We start from the raw sequence: 16,242 nt of genomic DNA, 5'->3' as shown, positions 1-16,242 counted from the left end.
CTTGTAGCGTTGAATACGGATCCCCGTAACGGTGTAGTATTCACTACAACCACGCTCTGAGAGGGGACTCCCCGATGGTCTCTGACATCTCGACCACCCTGGCGTTGATCGGCGGAGGCAACATGGGCTCCGCGATGCTCGCGGGCCTCCTGGGCGGCGAGTCTCCGCCGTACACCCCGGACCGGATCCTGGTGGTCGAGGCCTCGCCCGAGCGAGCGGAGTACCTGACCAGCACCTTCGGCGTCGCGACCACCACGCTCGACGAGGCCCCACTGCGGGCGGGGACCATCCTCATCGTCGTCAAGCCGTACCACGTGGCCGGCGTACTCGCCGAGCTCTCCGCGAACCTCACCGACGACCACCTGATCATCTCGGCCGCGGGGGCGATCGGCATCGCGCAGATCGAGGAGTCGCTGGGCGGCAAGAACCCCGTGGTCCGCTGCATGCCGAACACCGCGGCCTCTGTCGGCGAGGGCATGATCGCCATCAGTGCCGGCACTCATGCTCAGCCGGCCGACTTGGACAAAGTCCAGAGCCTGCTGGAATGCGTCGGGCGCGTCGTCCGGGTCCCCGAGAGCCAACTGGACGCGGTCACCGCGCTCTCGGGCAGCGGCCCGGCGTACTTCTTCTACCTGGCCGAAGCGCTGATCGACGCCGGTGTCCTGCTCGGGCTGTCGCGGCCGCTCGCCGTCGAACTGGTGAACCAGACGGCTGTCGGCGCCGGCCTCATGCTGCGGGAAGCGGGCGACGAGGCGGTCCGGCTGCGTGCGGAAGTCAGCAGTCCGGGCGGTATGACTATCGCGGCCATCCGCGCCCTCGAGAGCGGTGCTGTCCGGGCGGCCGTGATGTCAGCCGCGGAGGCAGCTCGCGACCGGTCCGTCGAACAGAGGAGTGCGTGATGCCGGAGCCCGTGACCGTCACCGACTACCACACCGCCGGCGAGCCCTTCCGGATCGTCACCGAGGGCTTCGGGGAGATCTCCGGCTCGACCGTTCCCGAGCGGCGTGAGTTCGCCCGGTCCTCCGCCGAGGTCGATGCGGTCCGGCAGCTACTCGTGAACGAACCCCGCGGGCATGCCGACATGTACGGCGGATTCGTTGTCCCCGGCAACGATGACGGCGCCGACTTCGGCGTGCTCTTCTGGCACAAGGACGGCTACTCGACCGCCTGCGGACACGGCACGATCGCGCTCGGCACCTGGGCGGTGGAGACGGGGCGAGTCCCCGCGTCGGCCGACGGCGACACCGAGGTCGTCGTCGACGTACCCTCCGGCCGGGTCGTTGCCCGGGTCACCTGTTCCGGCGGCCTGGTACAACGCGTTGCCTTCCGCAACATCCCCTCGTACGTCGTAACTCGCGCGGCGAAGGTGATGACGCGATGGGGACTCGTCCTGGCCGACATCAGCTTCGGTGGCGCGTTCTACGCATCGGTCCAGGCTTCATCGGTCGGCCTCGCGGTGACACCCGAGAACTACGCCGACCTGATCGCGCTCGGCCGCGAGGTGAAGTGGGCGCTGAACGAAACCCCTTGGGCTCGCCATCCGAGCGACAGCCGCCTGGACGGCATCTACGGCACCCTCCTGTACGACGACCTGGGCTCCTCTGACGATGGTGGTCCGCACCAACGCAACGTCGCGATCTTCGCCGACGGGGAGGTGGACCGGTCGCCCTGCGGCTCGGGTACCTCCGCCCGGATCGCGCTGCTCGCCGACGAGGGGCGGCTCGGGCCGGGTCAGGTGCTCCGGCACGACTCCATCGTCGGCACCACCTTCCTCGGTCGCGTGGTCGAGGAGGTCGTCGCGGAGGACCGTGCCGCGGTGATCACCGAGGTCGAAGGCAGCGCGTACCGCACCGGCACGGCCACCTTCACCCTCGACCCCAGGGACCCCCTCGGCACTGGTTTCACCCTGCGCTGAGCAGTTCCGGCGTACTGCGGCCGCGTCCGGCGTACCGGAGTACAGAGATGTCTCGAAATGACACATCCGGGGCCTGGAGGACCTCGATAGCATCGCCCTGTCGTGTCCTCGTTCCTGGGAGTCCAGTCATGATCTTCATCACCGCCAAGTTCCGGGTCCTGCCCGAGCACGCCGACAAGTGGCCGGAGATCACGGCCGACTTCACCGCCGCGACCCGGAGCGAGGCGGGCTGCCTGTGGTTCGACTGGTCCCGCAGCCTCGACGACCCGACGGAGTATGTCCTGGTCGAAGCCTTCCGCGACGACGAGGCCGCCGGCGCCCACGTCAACTCCCCCCACTTCAAGGCCGCCCAGCAGTCCCTCCCACCCCACCTCACCGAAACCCCCCGAATCGTCAACTTCAAACTCCCCCAGAACGACTGGTCCGAACTAGGCGAGCTGGCCGTCAACCGCTGACCTCAGTCCGGTACTACGACGGTGTTCTGGGCGGCGGCTATCTGCCAGTGGGCGCCGTCCTTGGCCAGGAAGTAGACCGGGCTGCCATGGTCGTCGGGGGTTTGGCCGTCGCGGTGGAGGTAGGTCTGGTTGACGTTGACCACCGCGATGTCGGGGCGAACGAAGAGCAGGTGGTCCGGTGTGTAGGTCGCGTAGGAGTCCTTGGTCGCACCCGGAAGGACGCGGCGGGTGAACTCGTGGATGGTGTCGCGGCCGTAGAGCCGCTTGCCATGTCCCGTCACCCAGAGCGCGTCCTTCCTGAAGAGCGCGATGAACCCGTCGACGTCCTCCGTCTGCTGCGCCACCTCGACCGCGGCAACCAACGCCAGAATCGCCTCAACGTCACCCTGACTGGGAACCTGTCCCGAGATCTCGATATCCATGCCCGAGATCCTCCAGCCTGAAGCTCACTTGAGGTCAAGCATCTTCGCTGTCGGGAGGGTGCTCAGCTTCTGAAGTACTTGACGATCTGGCCGACGTCCTCGTTGGTGGCGTCGGGGTAGGCGGTGAGGCGGTCGTGGATCGTGCTTGCTATCGGCAACTTGGCTGCCGCTGCCGCAAGCGCAACGTCCTTGGCTGCAAGACGAACCGGGAAGAAGGAGCCCTCGGCAAATGCTCGACCGGCGATGCCCGCCAGCGGTGACGTCGCCATCGCGCGCTTCACCTGCTCCTCCGGCAGCCCGAACGAATCCGCGAGCGCCATCGCCTCCCCGATCAGCGCCACTCCGTTGACGATCCCGTTGATCAGGACGAGCTTCATCGCCGCCCCGGTCCCGGCCGCTCCGGTCCGATTCACCGTGCCGAAGATCTCCAGCAACGGCATCACCTCGTCGGCATCGCCACCGACCATCAGCGACAGCTCGCCGTTCGCCGCCCGGTCGACGCTACCCATCACCGGGGCATCGACGACGTTGACGCCGTCCGGAATCAGCGCGGTCACCTCGGCCAGCGCCGCCGGCCCGATCGTCGAGGCCTCGATCAGCGTCGCGCCCGGCTTGAGCTCAGCGGCCAACGCGCTCACCACGTCGCGAACGGCCGCTGGATCAGCCAGCATCGTCACCACGATATCCGCATCCCGAACCGCCTCCCCCGGCGACGCGGCAACCTTCTCGAATCCCTCCGCCCGTCCGGCCGAGCGGTTCCACACAGTCAACGGATAGCCGGCATCAGCTACTCGCCGCGCCATCGGCGCACCCATCGACCCCAGCCCCAGAAACGCAATCTTGGTGTTCTTGTCCATGCCTCCACGCTAGGCACGCCTGAGCAATGTGAGTAGCGAATGTCTAGCATGGGACCCATGACTGCTCAGCATGACTTCTCGACCTCACTCCTACGGGTCTTCGTCGAGGTCGCCAGGCTCGGCTCCTTCACCGCAGCCGCGCCCGCACTGGGCTACACGCAGTCCGCCGTCTCCCGCCAGATCTCAACCCTGGAAGACGAAGCCGGTACCGCGCTGTTCGACCGCCTACCGCGGGGAGTCCGCCTGACTGAGCCCGGCCGGCGCCTCCTCATTCATGCAGAAGCGGTGCTCGACCGACTCGACGCCGCCCGGCGAGAACTGACCGATCTCCGCGAACTCGCCACCGGCCGCGTCCGAGTAGCCGCCTTCGCCACAGCCGACGCCGCCCTGATCCCCCAAGCCATCGCGACCTTCCAGCACCGCCATCCCGATGTCACCGTGACGCTTCGTGAGGGGTTCACCCCAGACCTGCTGGAACTACTCGGCGCGGGCGATGCGGACGTGGCAGTGGTGAGCTACCCGACGGTCCAGCATCTCGACGGATTCGACCTCCGCAAGATCTGCGACGACTTCATGTACGTCGCTCTGCCGCCCGGCCACCGCCTCGCAGGCAAGCGCCAGCTCCGCCTGACGGACCTTCAGGACGAGGAGTGGATCGCCGGCAGCTCGCGCCCCGAGGACACCCTGATCAGCGCCTGCCTGCGGACCGGGTTCCAGCCGCGGATCGGATTCGTCGCCCGCGACTGGATCGCCAAGCAGGGCTTCGTTGCCGCCGGCATCGGAATCACCCTGATCCCCTCGCTCGCCGTCGACGCCGTACGCCGAGACGTCAGGCTCGCGCTGATCCACCCGGACGACATCCCACCCCGGCAGGTGTACTCGGCCACCACCCGCGGGATCTCCGCCTCCCCCGCCACCCGCGCGTTCCTCGAGGTACTGCACGATCGGGCTTGAAATAGTCAGAGCCTCGTACCATATTGAGAACCCGGGGGTGACCACATGAACACGACAGTCCAGGTACTCGCGGTCATCATCGGCGTGGTCCTCACCGTGGTGTGGGCGCTGGAGATCTTCTTCTACCGCCACCCGCGGCTCTACTTCATGTTCCTGATCAAGCCGGCCGACTACGACGCCGTTCGCCTCTGGCGCATCTCCATCGCCTACTACAACCTCACTACCGCCGCCGCCCTCTTCATCGGCGCCTACCTCGCCGACTCCCACCCCGACGCCGCCACCGCCCTCATCCTCTTCACCGCCTGCCAACACATCTTCCTGGCCGTCGTCATGCTCATAACCCAACCCAAACTCTGGCTGAACAGCATCATGGAAGCCCTCCCCAACCTGATCCTGCTGGTCGTGTACGCCGTGACCTGACCGCCGGGAGGATTCAGCTGCAGGCGGAGGAATCTTCAATTGAGGGGTGACAGACGTACTGTCGGGGGTGTGCCCAACTTTGGAGTCGTTACGCGTGACCATGTCATCAGCACTCTCGACGAGTACGACGAGCGTGGGGCGGACGATTTCCTGAGCGGGTACGGATTCGGGGAGGGGCGGGAGCAGGTGCTCCGGCACGAGGGGCGGAGCTACGACTCGAAGGCGATCCTGGGGGTAGCTCACAGGTACGCGACCGGAACCGTCGCCTCGGATTCGGCGTTCACGGACGGGACCGAGGACGCGGAGAAGATCCTGAGTGCGCTGGGGTTCGACGTGGCCTCCGTGCAGCCCGCGGAGGTTGTCGACCGCCCTGCGACTGGTGAGTGGCGTGAGTCCGCCGAGGTCGGGGTGAGCGAGACACAGGCTGCCTGGGCGACCGCGGCGCGCGAAGTACTGCTGGATGCCGCCAGCCGTTTTCAGGGCGTCGTCACCTACAAGGACCTCTCCCAGGAGGTGCAGTACCGCGCGGGTATCCGTACCAAGCAGCCGATGCGCCACTGGATCGGCGGCGTGCTCGACTTGGTCACCGCAGACTCCGCCAAGCGCGAAGAGCCGCTCCTCTCCTCCCTCTGCGTCAACATCGAAGGCAGTGTCGGTGAGGGGTACGCCGCCGCCGTGGCCGCCGCCACTGGTGAGTCACCCAGCGACCCCGATGCCCACGCCGCCGGTGAACGCCTGGCTTGCTACCGCCACTTCGAGGCCACCGACATCCCGCGGGGCGGCGGCGCCCCCACCCTGATGCCGAAGCTGGCCGCGGCGCGCGAACGAGCCCGCAAGGCCGCCATCGCCGAACGCCCCATCACCAAGTGCCCCAAGTGCAACCTCCAGGTCCCCACCAGCGGCGCCTGCGACTACTGCGACTGATCGCGAATCACCAACCCCGCTTGACGAAGGCCCGGACCATCATGGTCCGGGCCTTGGTCTTGCGAGCGGCATGCACGGCGGCCCGTGCGTCGGTGGTTACCGGCGGCCTCGCCACTTGGTGGAGGCGCCGATACCGGCGAGGTGGAGGGCGATGCAGAGCAGGCCCGCCATCAGCAGGGTCTGGGGTGTGAACGCGTCGCTGACCGTGGCATCCGCCCAATCCAGAATGAGCGCCAACCCAAAGATCACTGCGGCGATGATCGCGAACATCAACATCTCCTATCGGAGTACGGGGAGCGCTCATCTAACTCCCGCCACCCCCACCGCACAAGATCTCACCACCCCTGACCTCCACCGAACTTGAAGGACCCACAGATGCAGCAGGATGCTCAGGTGGCGACACCACCTTCGCCACTCAGACCGAGTGGAAGTCCTACGTCGCCAAGGTCCAAGCCGCAGCCGACCACTTCGCCTGACCTGCGCGACGAACTGGTGGCGACCGAGTAGGCGCGAAGCGGCCGGGGACAGTGGAGTCCCCGGCCGCGGCGCGTGTGCTGACTAGCGGATCGGTTTCCAAGGTCCGTTCGGCGCGCCCGGGGCCTGGTTGCGGGTGTACCACTTGGCCTCGTAGACGTGGCCCTGATAGGTCACTCGGTCGCCGGAGTTGTACACCGTCGAGGGCGTCCAGGCTGCCGGGCTGTTGTCCGGAGGCGTCGGAGCCTGCTCCTCCCACGGACCGTTCGGGTCACCGGGAGCCTGGTTGCGGGTGTACCACTGAGCGCGGAACGTCTTGTCCTTGTACCGGACGATGTCGCCATTGTTGAAGATCCGCGACGCCGTCCAGAGGGTGGCGCCGTCCTCCGTCATGGCCAGCTCCTGCCAAGCGCCAGTCGGATCGCCCGGCTTCTGGTTCTTGCTCGCCCAGGCAGCCAGGTACGGCTTGCCGTTGTAGCTGACCTTGACGCCGGCCTTGTACAGCGGCGCCGAACTCCACGCCGGCGGCAGGTTCACCGTCACCGTGACACTGCCCTGGCCTGCCTCGAGGAGGTCGCTGCCGGAGTACGACGCGGTCAGCGTGTGGCTGCCGGCCGCAAGTCCTACCGGAAGCGAGAGCGTCGCACTACCGCCAGACAGTGTGGTAGAGCCACGGACCGTAGTGCCTTCACGCAACTCGACAGTGCCCGACACCGGTACTGCGCCCGCCGCGACCTTCACAGTCACCTTCGCCGCAGTGCCCCAGTCCACCGGTGCCGAGGTCACGCTCACGGTCGGCTGACCCATGGGAGTGCGGAACACGGCCGGCTGCGCCACCGCAGTACCGTCGTCAGCGCTCTTCGCCGAGACGATCCACGCGTATGACGTGGCCGGTGCGAGGCCGGACCACGTCACCGTGGCCGTGCCGTTCGCCGTCACGCTGTCCGTCCCGATCACACCAGTCGGCACGTACGCCGCCAGCGAATCGGTCGAGAACGACGTCTTTCGCGTGGTGAGGTCGACCGGCAGGGTCAGGTTGTCCTCCGAGCCGTTGTACCGCGGTTTGGACTGACTACCGTCCTGGCGTACGTCGTACTCGGTGGCCCCGAAGTTGCCGAGGAACGGGGAGTACGTGTCGATGTGCATCTCGGCGCGGTCGACGTCGAACTGCAGCAGCCGCAGGAAGCTCGCACCGAACTGCAGTCGGTCGGTGGACTTGTGGTCCGGCGTACCGTCGCCGTTGACGTCGATGTTGCCTTGGGCATCGACCAGCTTGGGCCAGAGCTCGCCGGCGGGCACCGTGTAGAACTGGTAGTCCGCGAGCAGCTCGACGACGTCGTGGGCGACCGTGACGCCGATCTTCGTCTTCAGGTTGGTGCCGACGCCGTGCTCGTGACCGGCCAGGACCAGGAAGACGTTCGGGTTGTTCTCCACGACCTGCTTGTACAGCGGCGAGCCGTCCGGTGCGGAGAAGCCCGCGTCCCGGCCGTCGGGGTTGGCCGACGGCTTGAGGTAGTCATGGGACAGCAGGATCCCGTTGCGGTCCTTGTACCGCTTGAAGATCGAGTCGGCCCACTTGGCCTCCTCCGGCGTCACGCCGTAGGAGAGGCCGACCGCGACGAAGTCCAGACCGCCGGCGGAGTACAGGACGTAGTTGTTCTGGTTGTCCTTGCCCGGCGTCACGCTGCCGTCGGCGTTGGTCCGCTCGTCCCACGCGTGGTACTCGGTACCGGCCGGCCACGACGTAGCCAGCTGGTGGTAGCGGTCGGCACTGAACATCTTGCTGAACCGGGAGTCCGGGCCGGTCTCGGCGCCCAGCTGGTTGTCGTGGTTGCCGGCGATGACCTGGTTCACCACGCCGTTCTTGTCCAGGATCTCCTGGTAGCTCGACGCCAGCGCGAGCTCCTTGTCGACCTCGGCGTTGAGGCCGGGCCGCTGCAGCGAGCCGTCCGGGTTCTTGGCCAGCGGGTCGTAGTAGTCGTTCTCGATGATGTCGCCGGTGTGTGCGGCGTACGCGATCTTGCGGCCCGCCGCGTTGTCGGCGATCCACTGCATCTCGTTGCGGTACGCCGCGGCCCAGATCGCCTGCTCCTCGGCGGTCTCGACGTCCGACGGCTCGTCCTTGCCGTCCCAGTCGTTGTACGTGCCGCCGGCCGCGCCCTCGGTGAGGTACTGCGTGTCGGTGAAGTGCGCGATCGAGAAGTCGTACGAGTTCGGGTCCTCGAAGCGGTCCTTGTCGTTCTGCGCGGACGAGTCGCGCGGCGACAGGTCGTCGGCGAACGGATCCTCGCCGGTGACAAGGACGTGGACGGTGTTGCCGTCGCGGTACTGCGCGTCCAGTGTGCGGTGAGCACGGTGCTGTGCCCGGCCTCGCCGCGGGAACTGGTGAGCGCGACCCACTTCTGTCCGGCCTTGTCCCAGACGCGCAGAGCCACGACCCGAGCCGGGTCGATGCTGCCCTCCCAGCGCAAGGTCGGAGTCTGCGCGGTGGTGCCCAGGCTCAGGTCGTACCGCTGGAAGACCACATCCCGCCCGGACGGCGTATCGATGGTCTTGCCGTCAAGCGGACGCAGCGAGTCGACCACGACCGACGCATCGTGCGCGACGTCAAGCGTGGTCGGTACTGCGCTCGCCTGGCCCTGGTAGCCCGCGGACGCCACTCCGAGAACACCCAGGCTCACCCCAGTGATCGCCAGGAAACGCCCACGTGAACGATTAACTGCACCGCCAACTACCTCCGTGACCTGTCACCGCCGTCGCCGAGCGGTCGCCGGGTAGCACCCCGCGGCGTAACGTGACGAGAGGAGAGGGCGGGCCCTTCGGGTCCGCTTGGGGAGGCAGTCATGAGCACAGCACAAGGGGACGTCGCGCTTCTGCAAGATCCGGTCGCACAAGAGCTCCTCGGATCACGTCAACCGGCGCGACTCGCGTACACGTGGACCGACGGGACCCCACGGGTCGTGCCGATCTGGTTCACCTGGACCGGGCAGGAGATCGTGTTCGGCAGCCCACCGAGAGCACCGAAGCTGAAGGCACTGGCCGCCAACGGCGCCTCCGCGGTCACCATCGACGACGCTTCGGCCTGGCCGTACAAGGCGCTGCTGGTGCGCGGGCACGCCACAGTCGAGTTCCTCGATGACGTCTGCCCGGAATACGCCCAGGCCGCCACCCGCTACTTCGGCTCCGAGCAGGGCAACGCCTGGGTCTCACAACTACGCGGCCAACCAATGGCCCGAGTAGCGCTCCACCCAACCTGGGCAGCCGTCCTGGACTTCGAAACCCGCTACCCCAGCGCCCTGTCCCTCTAATTCACCACCGCGCCTGCGCGCGAGCGGACGTGGATCTCATCCGCAGAGGTTGATGCCGTTCCGCGTCTGACGGCTGACGCTTGAGCTGCTGTAGGTCAGCCGGCCGGCGCCGAACCGCGCTCCGTCCGGTCAGGAAGCAAGCACAAGGAGTGAACGACAGTGACCGATCAGGCAGCATCAGAGTATCGAGCCGCCGGCGAGGCGCAGGAAACCAGCGGCTGGGCGGTCGGATTTATCTTGTTCGCCGGCGTAGTGATGGTCACAGCCGGCATCTTCCAGGCCTTCGACGGCCTGGTGGCGCTGTTCAATGACGAGTTCTTCGTCGCGACCCGCAACTACTTCTTCCAGTTCGACATCACCGCGTGGGGCTGGATCCACCTGCTGATGGGCGTGCTGGTCATGCTGGCAGGCTTCGGGGTGATCGCGGGTCAGACCTGGGCCCGGGTGGTCGGCATCACCATGGCGGTGCTGAGCGCCCTCGCCAACTTCGCTTTCATCCCCTACTACCCGTTCTGGGCACTGACGATCATCGCGCTGGACGTCTTCGTCATCTGGGCCCTGGCCGCTCATGGTCGTGACGTCAGGGTCTGAGGACTGAGGCCGGAGCGCAATGCATCGGGAGTCGGAGGGTTCGCGCGACGGGGCGGTGGCCCGCTCGCTGCTCCACATCAATCTCGTTGCCGCTGTGGCCTTCATGCTTGGCGGCTCCTTCTTCGCTCTGGGCGCCGCCTTCGCCCAGCTCGCGGTCGGCAGCCGGGAAACGGTCAACATCACCTACCTGATCGGAGGCTTCTTCTTCAGTCTCGGCGGATATACGTCGATCCTGCTCGTCGTCAACCTGACCAACCTCGAGCGGGGGGCGACCAGAGCCACTCGGACGCGATGGTGGACTCACCAGCCCCATCAGCTCGGCTGGTCGAGTGCAGTCGTGTTGTTCGTCGGGACACTCCTGTTCGCCATCAGCCTGGTGGCTGCCTTCGCCGCAGGCCTGACGCCGCGCCAGTCGAATGGGTGGGTCTGGCTGCCAGACATCCTCGGATGCGTCTGCTTCCTCGTCTCGGGACACCTCGCAATGCTCGATGTCTGCGGCGGCCACATCGGAATACGTGTCCACAACCTCGGCTGGTGGGTGGTCGCGGTCAACCAGATCGGGTCCATCCTGTTCTTCCTCGCGGGACTCGCGGCGTTCACGCGTCCGGCGACCTCCCGTTCCCTGGACATCGCCCTGGTCAACTGGGGGACCTTTGCGGGTGCTGTCTGTTTCGCGATCGGTGGAGGCCTGCAGATGTTCGACAAGCCCGAGCCGCAAGGAGAGAGGTTCAATGCAATCCATGACGAAGCTCAATGAGGCAGAAGCCGCAACGCTGTTCGGCAACCGGTTCCTGACCGAGATGGCCCCTTCGGCCACGTTCCCCGAGGGCGGGATGCGGTCCCTCGATGCCCTGCGGTTGGTTGGCGAGGAACTCAACATGGAAGGAGATCCGCAGCGTAATCTGGCCACCTTCGTGACGACCTGGATGGAGCCCGAGGCCCAGCGGATCATCGCCGAGAACCTCCACCGCAACTTCATCGACCATGCCGAGTACCCGATCTCGGCAGAGATCGAGCAGCGCTGCGTGCGGATGCTGGCCGACCTGTTCAACGCACCCGGCGAGACCACAGGCTGTCGCACCCAGGGCTCGTCCGAGGCGATCATGCTCGGCGCCCTTTCCTTGAAGTGGAAGTGGAAGGAGCGACGCCAGGCGGAGAAACTCTCGGCTGACAGACCCAACCTCGTGTTCGGCGGAGACGTCCACGTGGTGTGGGAGAAGTTCTGTCGCTACTTCGACGTCGAACCACGGATCGTCCCGCTCTCGGAGAACAAGTACACGATCGGGCCAGAGGACGTGGCGCCGCACCTCGACGAGAACACGATCGGCGTCGCGGCCGTCCTCGGCACCACGTTTACCGGACACATGGACGACATCGTCGGGATCAACGAACTCCTTCTGGACGTCAAGAAGCAACGCGGCCTGGACATCCCGCTCCACGTCGACGGCGCCAGTGGTGGGTTCGTGTGGCCGTTCCTCTATCCCGACTCCAAGTGGGACTTCCGGCTCGAGCAGGTTCGCTCGATCAACGTATCGGGCCACAAGTACGGGCTCGTCTATCCGGGAATCGGCTGGCTGATCTTCCGCGAGACGGACGACCTCGCCAAGGATCTCGTCTTCTATGAGAACTACCTCGGCAAAACCGACGCGACGTTCACGCTGAACTTCTCGACGGGCGCGGCGATGGTGCTCGCGCAGTACTACAACTTCGTCCGGCTCGGACGCGCAGGCTATACCTACGTGATGAGCCAGCTGCAGGAGAATTCCCGGGCGCTCGCGGCCAACCTGCGCGAGAGCGGCCGGTTCGAGGTGATCGGTGACGAACTCGAGCAGCTTCCGCTGGTGGCGTTCCGACTCTCGGGCAAGAACAACGCGTACGACGAGTCCGACATCGCTTGGCAGCTGTCGGCGGAGCGGGGCTGGATGGTGCCGGCGTACACACTTCCCCCCAACGCCGAGAAGGTGAAGATCATGCGCGCGCTGGTCAAGGAGACCATGAATCGCGAACAGGTCGAACGGCTGACGCAGGATATTGCCGACGCCTGCAAGACACTCGACCACAAGGGCGGGGCGACGCAGACCGAGCGCGAGAAGGCGAAGACGGGAACCGGATACTGACGACTAGGTGCTCATCGACCTGACGAACCAGTGCGAAGCAGCTCACGGTCGCCAGGATGAGGAGATCCCTTGCAGACAAGCCCGCAGGTCAGACCGCCAGCTGACAAAACGAAGGCCCGGACCTGTTGGTCCGGGCCTTCTTTGGTAGCGGGGGCAGGATTTGAACCTGCGACCTCTGGGTTATGAGTAGCCGACCAGCGTCATTGTGCTGCTCGGCGGGCCGCGCCCGGCTGTCGTCTCTGGTCCTGTTCGTCGTACCCACCGTGCCAGGAGGCCCACAGACTGGCATAGGGGCCGCCCGCACAGACGAGTTGGTCGTGGGTGCCCAGCTCGACCAATTCGCCTGCCTCGAGCACCGCCACTCGGTCGGCGTCGTGCGCGGTCTGCAGCCGGTGGGCAATTGCGATGACGGTGCGCCCGCGCAGGACCGCCGCCAGCGACTGCTCCGTCTCCCGCGCGGTCGTCGGGTCGAGCAGCGCCGTTGCCTCGTCCAGGATCAGCGTGTGCGGGTCCGCAAGCACGACCCGCGCCAGCGACAGCTGCTGGGCACGCGCACCATCGAGGCTGATAACGGCGCCGACCTCCGTATTCAGGCCCTGCGGCAAGTCGTCGATCCAGCGCGCGCCCAGAGCCTCCAGCGCGCCGCGCAGTTCCTCGTCGGTGGCGTTCGGTTTCACCACCCGCAGGTTGTCGCGCACCGTGTCGTGAAAGACGTGGTGGTCCTGGGTGACCAGCACTACCTGTTCGCGCAGCCGGTCCGGCGGGAGGTCCGCCACCGGCGTCCCTCCCACGGTCACCGACCCGGTGCGGGGTCGGTCGAGGCCCGCCAGCAGCCGGGCCAGCGTGGACTTCCCCGCCCCTGAGGTGCCAATGATGGCCAGCCGCTCGCCGGGCCGCACCACCAGGTCGACTCCACGCAGCACGTCCCGACCGCCGTCGTAGGCGTAGCGGACGCCAGACACCTCGATGCGGTCGTCTGCCGGGGACGCAGCAGGCCTGGGCTCCTCGCGCGGTACCTCCGCAAGCCCCTCGATCCGCGCATAGGACGCGATCGCGCCCTGCAACTGCTCCACCCACAGCGTCAGCGTGTCCAATGGACCCACCAACTGCCGCATGTACACCGTCGCGGCCACCACCACGCCGACGCTGACCAGACCGTTCGCGTGCAGCGCCCCACCCACCAGCAGAACACCGACGGCTGGCAGCGCGCACGAGACGTCGAACGACGGGAACAGCACCGTCCGCAGCCACAGTGTCCGCAGCCGGGCGGCCCTTGCGTGGGCGACTGCTCCGTCCGCGGCCTCTGCGCGTCGGCCTTCCAGTGCGAGCGCCTCAATCGTGCGGGCGCCCTTCGCGGTGCTCGTGACGACGTCGGCGAGCCGCGCGCCAGTGGCCGCCTCGGTCAGGTAGGCCGGACGGGCACGCGGCAGGTACCAGCGCAGCGCGGCGCCCACGCCGAGGAGGCACACCAGCCCGCACAACCCGAGCAGCGGGTTCAGCACAAGCACTACGGCGATCAGGAACACAGCCTGGACTAGGGCCACGAGGACCTCGGGCACCGCCCGCCGCAGCGTCAGCGCCACCACGGAGGCGTCCGTACTACCGCGGGCGATCAGGTCGCCGGCGGGCACATGCTCCGCGACAGACGGCGGCAGCGCGAGGGCACGCGCCAGGAACCGCTCGCGAACCCGACCGGCCGTGCGCTCGCCGAACCGGTAGCCGACTGCGAGCGCCCACCGCCCGAGCAGCATCTGCGCGACGGTGAACACCAGCACGCCGAGCGCCAGGCGATCCACGGTGCCGAGCACGTCGCCGGAGCCCGCCCGGACTGCGTCGACGATCCGGCCGAGCAGCAAGGGCCCGACCAGGCCCGCCGCAGAGGCCATGCCGTTGAGCAGCAGGAGGCCGACTACCGCGCCGCGGTCCGCGCGTAGGTCGCCCCACGCCGCGGCCCGAACCAGGGTTGCCCCTGCCACAGGCAGCGTCGCGCTCATGAGCCCTCCTGCCCATCCTGCACGCGGGAGACCAGGTCCCGATAGGCAGCGTTGTCGCGCAGCAGCTCCTCATGCGTGCCGGACGCCGCGGCGCGGCTGTGGGCCAGGAAGATGACCTCGTCGGCCTGGTCGAGTACCAGCGGCGACGTCGTAGTGACCACCGTCGTGAGGCCGCGCCTGGCTACGCGTAACCGGTCGACCACGGCGGCCTCGGTGAGCGCGTCGACCGCGGAGGTCGGCTCGACAGCCAGCAACACGTCCGGTGCGGCATAGAGGGCGCGCGCCAGGCGGAGCCGCTGCCGCTGCCCACCTGACAATGTGCTGCCGCCCCACGTGACGTGCGCGTCCAGACCGCCGGGCAGCGCCTCCACGACGTCCTCTGCCACGGCGGTCTGCACTGCCGCATGGACCCGCTTGTCGTCGGGCTCGAACCGACCCGCGACGGCGGCGCGTACCGTACCTGCGAACAGCTCGGCGTTGTTGTCAGCGACGACCAACCGCTCCCGCAACTGGTCGGCCGCTACCGCGTCGACCCGCACCCCTGCCCACATCGCGTCGGTGCGGGTGAACCGGCCCAACCTCTCCACCACTGCGATCGCTTCCTCGGGACGCGCGCTCACCAGCGCTGTCAACAGACCGGGCCGCACCAGGACGCCGGACTCCGGGTCGGCCAGCGGCCCGCAGCCGGCTGGGAGGTCGATCACGGCATGGAGGCTGTCGCGCTCGGGCCGCAGATTGAGCAGGTCGACGATGCGCCGGGCGGCTACCCGCGCGCGGGCGATTTCGCCACCACTCTCAATGAAGGACGACACCGGTACAACAAGTACGGCGACGTAGCCGTAGACCGCGACGAGGTCTCCGATGGTGATTTCGCCCTGCGCGGTCATTCGCGCCGCCAGCCACACCACTGCGGCCAGAAACAGCGCGGGCAGCCCGCTCGCCAGAGCGCTCACCCAGCTCGCCGGGCTGCCGACGCGGTAGCCACGCTCCACCAGTTCCCGGGACTGGCGTCGGTAGCGCTCGGCCGCAAACTCCTTGCCTCCGAGGCCATTAAGCACACGCAGACCGCCCAGGATGTCCACCAGCCGCGTGGTCAGCAGGCCCACGTCCACCCGGTAATCGCCGCCGGTGCGCTCGATGCGCCGCAGTAGCGGCCCGACAGTGGCAGCCAGCAGCGGTACCCCGGCAAGCACGACGAAGGCCAGAAGCGGCGACATGGTGAACAGCACCACAGCGACCACCGCGTACGCCACGACCGCGCCGAACCCCGGACCCGTCACGGTCAACGACTGCGCGACGATCTGTACGTCGGTGATACCGATCGTCACCACCTCACCCGTGCCGATCCGCCGGGACAGCGCGGAGCCCAATCGGGCGGTGTGCCGCACGACCGTGCGCACTGTGCGGAACGATGCGTCCATGCGGATCTTCGTCATGGTTCGGTGCCGGGAGATCGCCAGCACGGCGATGAGCACGCTCACCACGACCAGCACCACAGACCATGTGACCAGGGCTGCAGTGTCTCCAGCGACGAGACCATCGTCGACCGCGTGGGACAGCACCCACGGCGGCACGGCCAGGCCGACCATCCAGGAACTCCCCAGCGCCGCGCCTGCCGCGACGCGCCGCGCCTGCGACCGGGCGAGCCAGAGCAGGAAGCGGAAGGGGCCACTCGTGTCGCGGGGCGCGGGAGGGACCCATTCTTCGGCCAACCGATCCGCGGACGCGTGGCTGTTCGGCATCAGGCAACCCTAGCGGTGACGTGCGCATCGGCCCCGCCCGCGGCGAACGCGGCCGGCGCGGACACATGA

General features: G+C 67.5%; 16 protein-coding genes. 10 read left to right on the top strand and 6 right to left on the bottom strand.

Going from position 1 to position 16,242, the window contains the following annotated elements; genetic code table 11:
- Positions 1–74: 74 nt before the first annotated feature.
- The 3 genes from proC to EV648_RS13620 all read left to right on the top strand — a co-directional run bounded on the left by proC (position 75) and on the right by EV648_RS13620 (position 2,370).
- Complete coding sequence (gene proC, locus EV648_RS13630) at positions 75–899, top strand: pyrroline-5-carboxylate reductase (RefSeq protein WP_132290024.1); 825 nt, start codon at positions 75–77, stop codon at positions 897–899.
- Positions 899–1,915, top strand: a complete 1,017-nt coding sequence (locus EV648_RS13625) for a proline racemase family protein (RefSeq protein ID WP_132290021.1) — start codon at positions 899–901, stop codon at positions 1,913–1,915. The genes proC and EV648_RS13625 overlap by 1 nt, the downstream gene beginning before the upstream one ends.
- 128 nt (positions 1,916–2,043) lie before the next feature.
- Positions 2,044–2,370, top strand: a complete 327-nt coding sequence (locus tag EV648_RS13620; RefSeq protein ID WP_132290018.1) for a putative quinol monooxygenase — start codon at positions 2,044–2,046, stop codon at positions 2,368–2,370.
- Between the two features lie 2 nt (positions 2,371–2,372).
- Here EV648_RS13620 and EV648_RS13615 read toward each other — a convergent pair whose 3' ends face one another.
- Positions 2,373–2,792: an SgcJ/EcaC family oxidoreductase gene (locus EV648_RS13615; protein ID WP_241995129.1), complete on the bottom strand. Its 420-nt coding sequence runs from the start codon at positions 2,790–2,792 to the stop codon at positions 2,373–2,375.
- A gap of 62 nt (positions 2,793–2,854) precedes the next feature.
- On the bottom strand, positions 2,855–3,649 hold the full coding sequence (locus tag EV648_RS13610) for an NAD(P)-dependent oxidoreductase (RefSeq protein ID WP_132290015.1): 795 nt from the start codon (positions 3,647–3,649) through the stop codon (positions 2,855–2,857).
- A 57-nt stretch (positions 3,650–3,706) separates the two neighbouring features.
- Here EV648_RS13610 and EV648_RS13605 point away from each other — a divergent pair, with 57 nt between their 5' ends.
- The 3 genes from EV648_RS13605 (at position 3,707) to EV648_RS13595 (ending at position 5,947) form a co-directional block, all read left to right on the top strand.
- A complete protein-coding gene (locus EV648_RS13605; RefSeq protein WP_199234583.1) occupies positions 3,707–4,603 on the top strand; it encodes a LysR family transcriptional regulator in 897 nt (298 codons plus the stop codon).
- Positions 4,604–4,648: 45 nt separating this feature from the next.
- The gene (locus EV648_RS13600; protein ID WP_132290010.1) at positions 4,649–5,023 is read left to right on the top strand and encodes a DUF1304 family protein; all 375 of its coding nucleotides are present in this window, start codon (positions 4,649–4,651) and stop codon (positions 5,021–5,023) included.
- A gap of 69 nt (positions 5,024–5,092) precedes the next feature.
- A complete protein-coding gene (locus EV648_RS13595; RefSeq protein WP_132290007.1) occupies positions 5,093–5,947 on the top strand; it encodes a hypothetical protein in 855 nt (284 codons plus the stop codon).
- 96 nt (positions 5,948–6,043) lie between these two features.
- On the opposite strand, the gene EV648_RS43200 is transcribed toward EV648_RS13595, so the two are convergent.
- Complete coding sequence (locus EV648_RS43200; protein WP_199234582.1) at positions 6,044–6,217, bottom strand: hypothetical protein; 174 nt, start codon at positions 6,215–6,217, stop codon at positions 6,044–6,046.
- 288 nt (positions 6,218–6,505) lie between these two features.
- Positions 6,506–8,821, bottom strand: a complete 2,316-nt coding sequence (locus EV648_RS13590; RefSeq protein WP_132290004.1) for a carbohydrate-binding protein — start codon at positions 8,819–8,821, stop codon at positions 6,506–6,508.
- 443 nt (positions 8,822–9,264) lie between these two features.
- On the opposite strand from EV648_RS13590, the gene EV648_RS13585 reads away from it, so the two are divergent.
- The 4 genes from EV648_RS13585 to EV648_RS13570 all read left to right on the top strand — a co-directional run bounded on the left by EV648_RS13585 (position 9,265) and on the right by EV648_RS13570 (position 12,437).
- Positions 9,265–9,729, top strand: coding sequence for a pyridoxamine 5'-phosphate oxidase family protein (locus tag EV648_RS13585; RefSeq protein ID WP_132290001.1), 465 nt, complete (start codon positions 9,265–9,267; stop codon positions 9,727–9,729).
- A 159-nt stretch (positions 9,730–9,888) separates the two neighbouring features.
- Positions 9,889–10,320: a hypothetical protein gene (locus tag EV648_RS13580; RefSeq protein WP_132289998.1), complete on the top strand. Its 432-nt coding sequence runs from the start codon at positions 9,889–9,891 to the stop codon at positions 10,318–10,320.
- A gap of 19 nt (positions 10,321–10,339) precedes the next feature.
- On the top strand, positions 10,340–11,077 hold the full coding sequence (locus EV648_RS13575) for a hypothetical protein (protein ID WP_132289995.1): 738 nt from the start codon (positions 10,340–10,342) through the stop codon (positions 11,075–11,077).
- Positions 11,061–12,437 (top strand): glutamate decarboxylase, encoded by a 1,377-nt coding sequence (locus tag EV648_RS13570; protein WP_132289992.1) that lies wholly within the window; start codon positions 11,061–11,063, stop codon positions 12,435–12,437. Before EV648_RS13575 ends, EV648_RS13570 begins: the two co-directional genes overlap by 17 nt.
- Before the next feature lie 200 nt (positions 12,438–12,637).
- On the opposite strand, the gene EV648_RS13565 is transcribed toward EV648_RS13570, so the two are convergent.
- On the bottom strand, positions 12,638–14,431 hold the full coding sequence (locus tag EV648_RS13565; RefSeq protein WP_132289989.1) for an ABC transporter ATP-binding protein: 1,794 nt from the start codon (positions 14,429–14,431) through the stop codon (positions 12,638–12,640).
- Positions 14,428–16,173: an ABC transporter ATP-binding protein gene (locus tag EV648_RS13560; protein ID WP_132289986.1), complete on the bottom strand. Its 1,746-nt coding sequence runs from the start codon at positions 16,171–16,173 to the stop codon at positions 14,428–14,430. Before EV648_RS13560 ends, EV648_RS13565 begins: the two co-directional genes overlap by 4 nt.
- Between the last annotated feature and the right edge of the window lie 69 nt (positions 16,174–16,242).

Source organism: Kribbella sp. VKM Ac-2568 (assembly GCF_004345365.1).
Taxonomy (GTDB): Bacteria; Actinomycetota; Actinomycetes; order Propionibacteriales; family Kribbellaceae; genus Kribbella; species Kribbella orskensis.
The sequence above is the reverse complement of the archived record's forward strand: the minus strand, read 5'-3'. Positions and strand labels throughout refer to the sequence as shown.

What these genes read in the sequence shown, in the direction of transcription:
- proC (WP_132290024.1), top strand. Translation starts at nt 75, where the DNA reads ATGGTCTCTGACATCTCGACCACCCTGGCGTTGATCGGCGGAGGCAAC.
- EV648_RS13625 (WP_132290021.1), top strand. Translation starts at nt 899, where the DNA reads ATGCCGGAGCCCGTGACCGTCACCGACTACCACACCGCCGGCGAGCCC.
- EV648_RS13620 (WP_132290018.1), top strand. Translation starts at nt 2,044, where the DNA reads ATGATCTTCATCACCGCCAAGTTCCGGGTCCTGCCCGAGCACGCCGAC.
- EV648_RS13615 (WP_241995129.1), bottom strand. Translation starts at nt 2,792, where the DNA reads ATGGATATCGAGATCTCGGGACAGGTTCCCAGTCAGGGTGACGTTGAG.
- EV648_RS13610 (WP_132290015.1), bottom strand. Translation starts at nt 3,649, where the DNA reads ATGGACAAGAACACCAAGATTGCGTTTCTGGGGCTGGGGTCGATGGGT.
- EV648_RS13605 (WP_199234583.1), top strand. Translation starts at nt 3,707, where the DNA reads ATGACTGCTCAGCATGACTTCTCGACCTCACTCCTACGGGTCTTCGTC.
- EV648_RS13600 (WP_132290010.1), top strand. Translation starts at nt 4,649, where the DNA reads ATGAACACGACAGTCCAGGTACTCGCGGTCATCATCGGCGTGGTCCTC.
- EV648_RS43200 (WP_199234582.1), bottom strand. Translation starts at nt 6,217, where the DNA reads ATGTTCGCGATCATCGCCGCAGTGATCTTTGGGTTGGCGCTCATTCTG.
- EV648_RS13585 (WP_132290001.1), top strand. Translation starts at nt 9,265, where the DNA reads ATGAGCACAGCACAAGGGGACGTCGCGCTTCTGCAAGATCCGGTCGCA.
- EV648_RS13575 (WP_132289995.1), top strand. Translation starts at nt 10,340, where the DNA reads ATGCATCGGGAGTCGGAGGGTTCGCGCGACGGGGCGGTGGCCCGCTCG.
- EV648_RS13570 (WP_132289992.1), top strand. Translation starts at nt 11,061, where the DNA reads ATGACGAAGCTCAATGAGGCAGAAGCCGCAACGCTGTTCGGCAACCGG.
- EV648_RS13565 (WP_132289989.1), bottom strand. Translation starts at nt 14,431, where the DNA reads ATGAGCGCGACGCTGCCTGTGGCAGGGGCAACCCTGGTTCGGGCCGCG.
- EV648_RS13560 (WP_132289986.1), bottom strand. Translation starts at nt 16,173, where the DNA reads ATGCCGAACAGCCACGCGTCCGCGGATCGGTTGGCCGAAGAATGGGTC.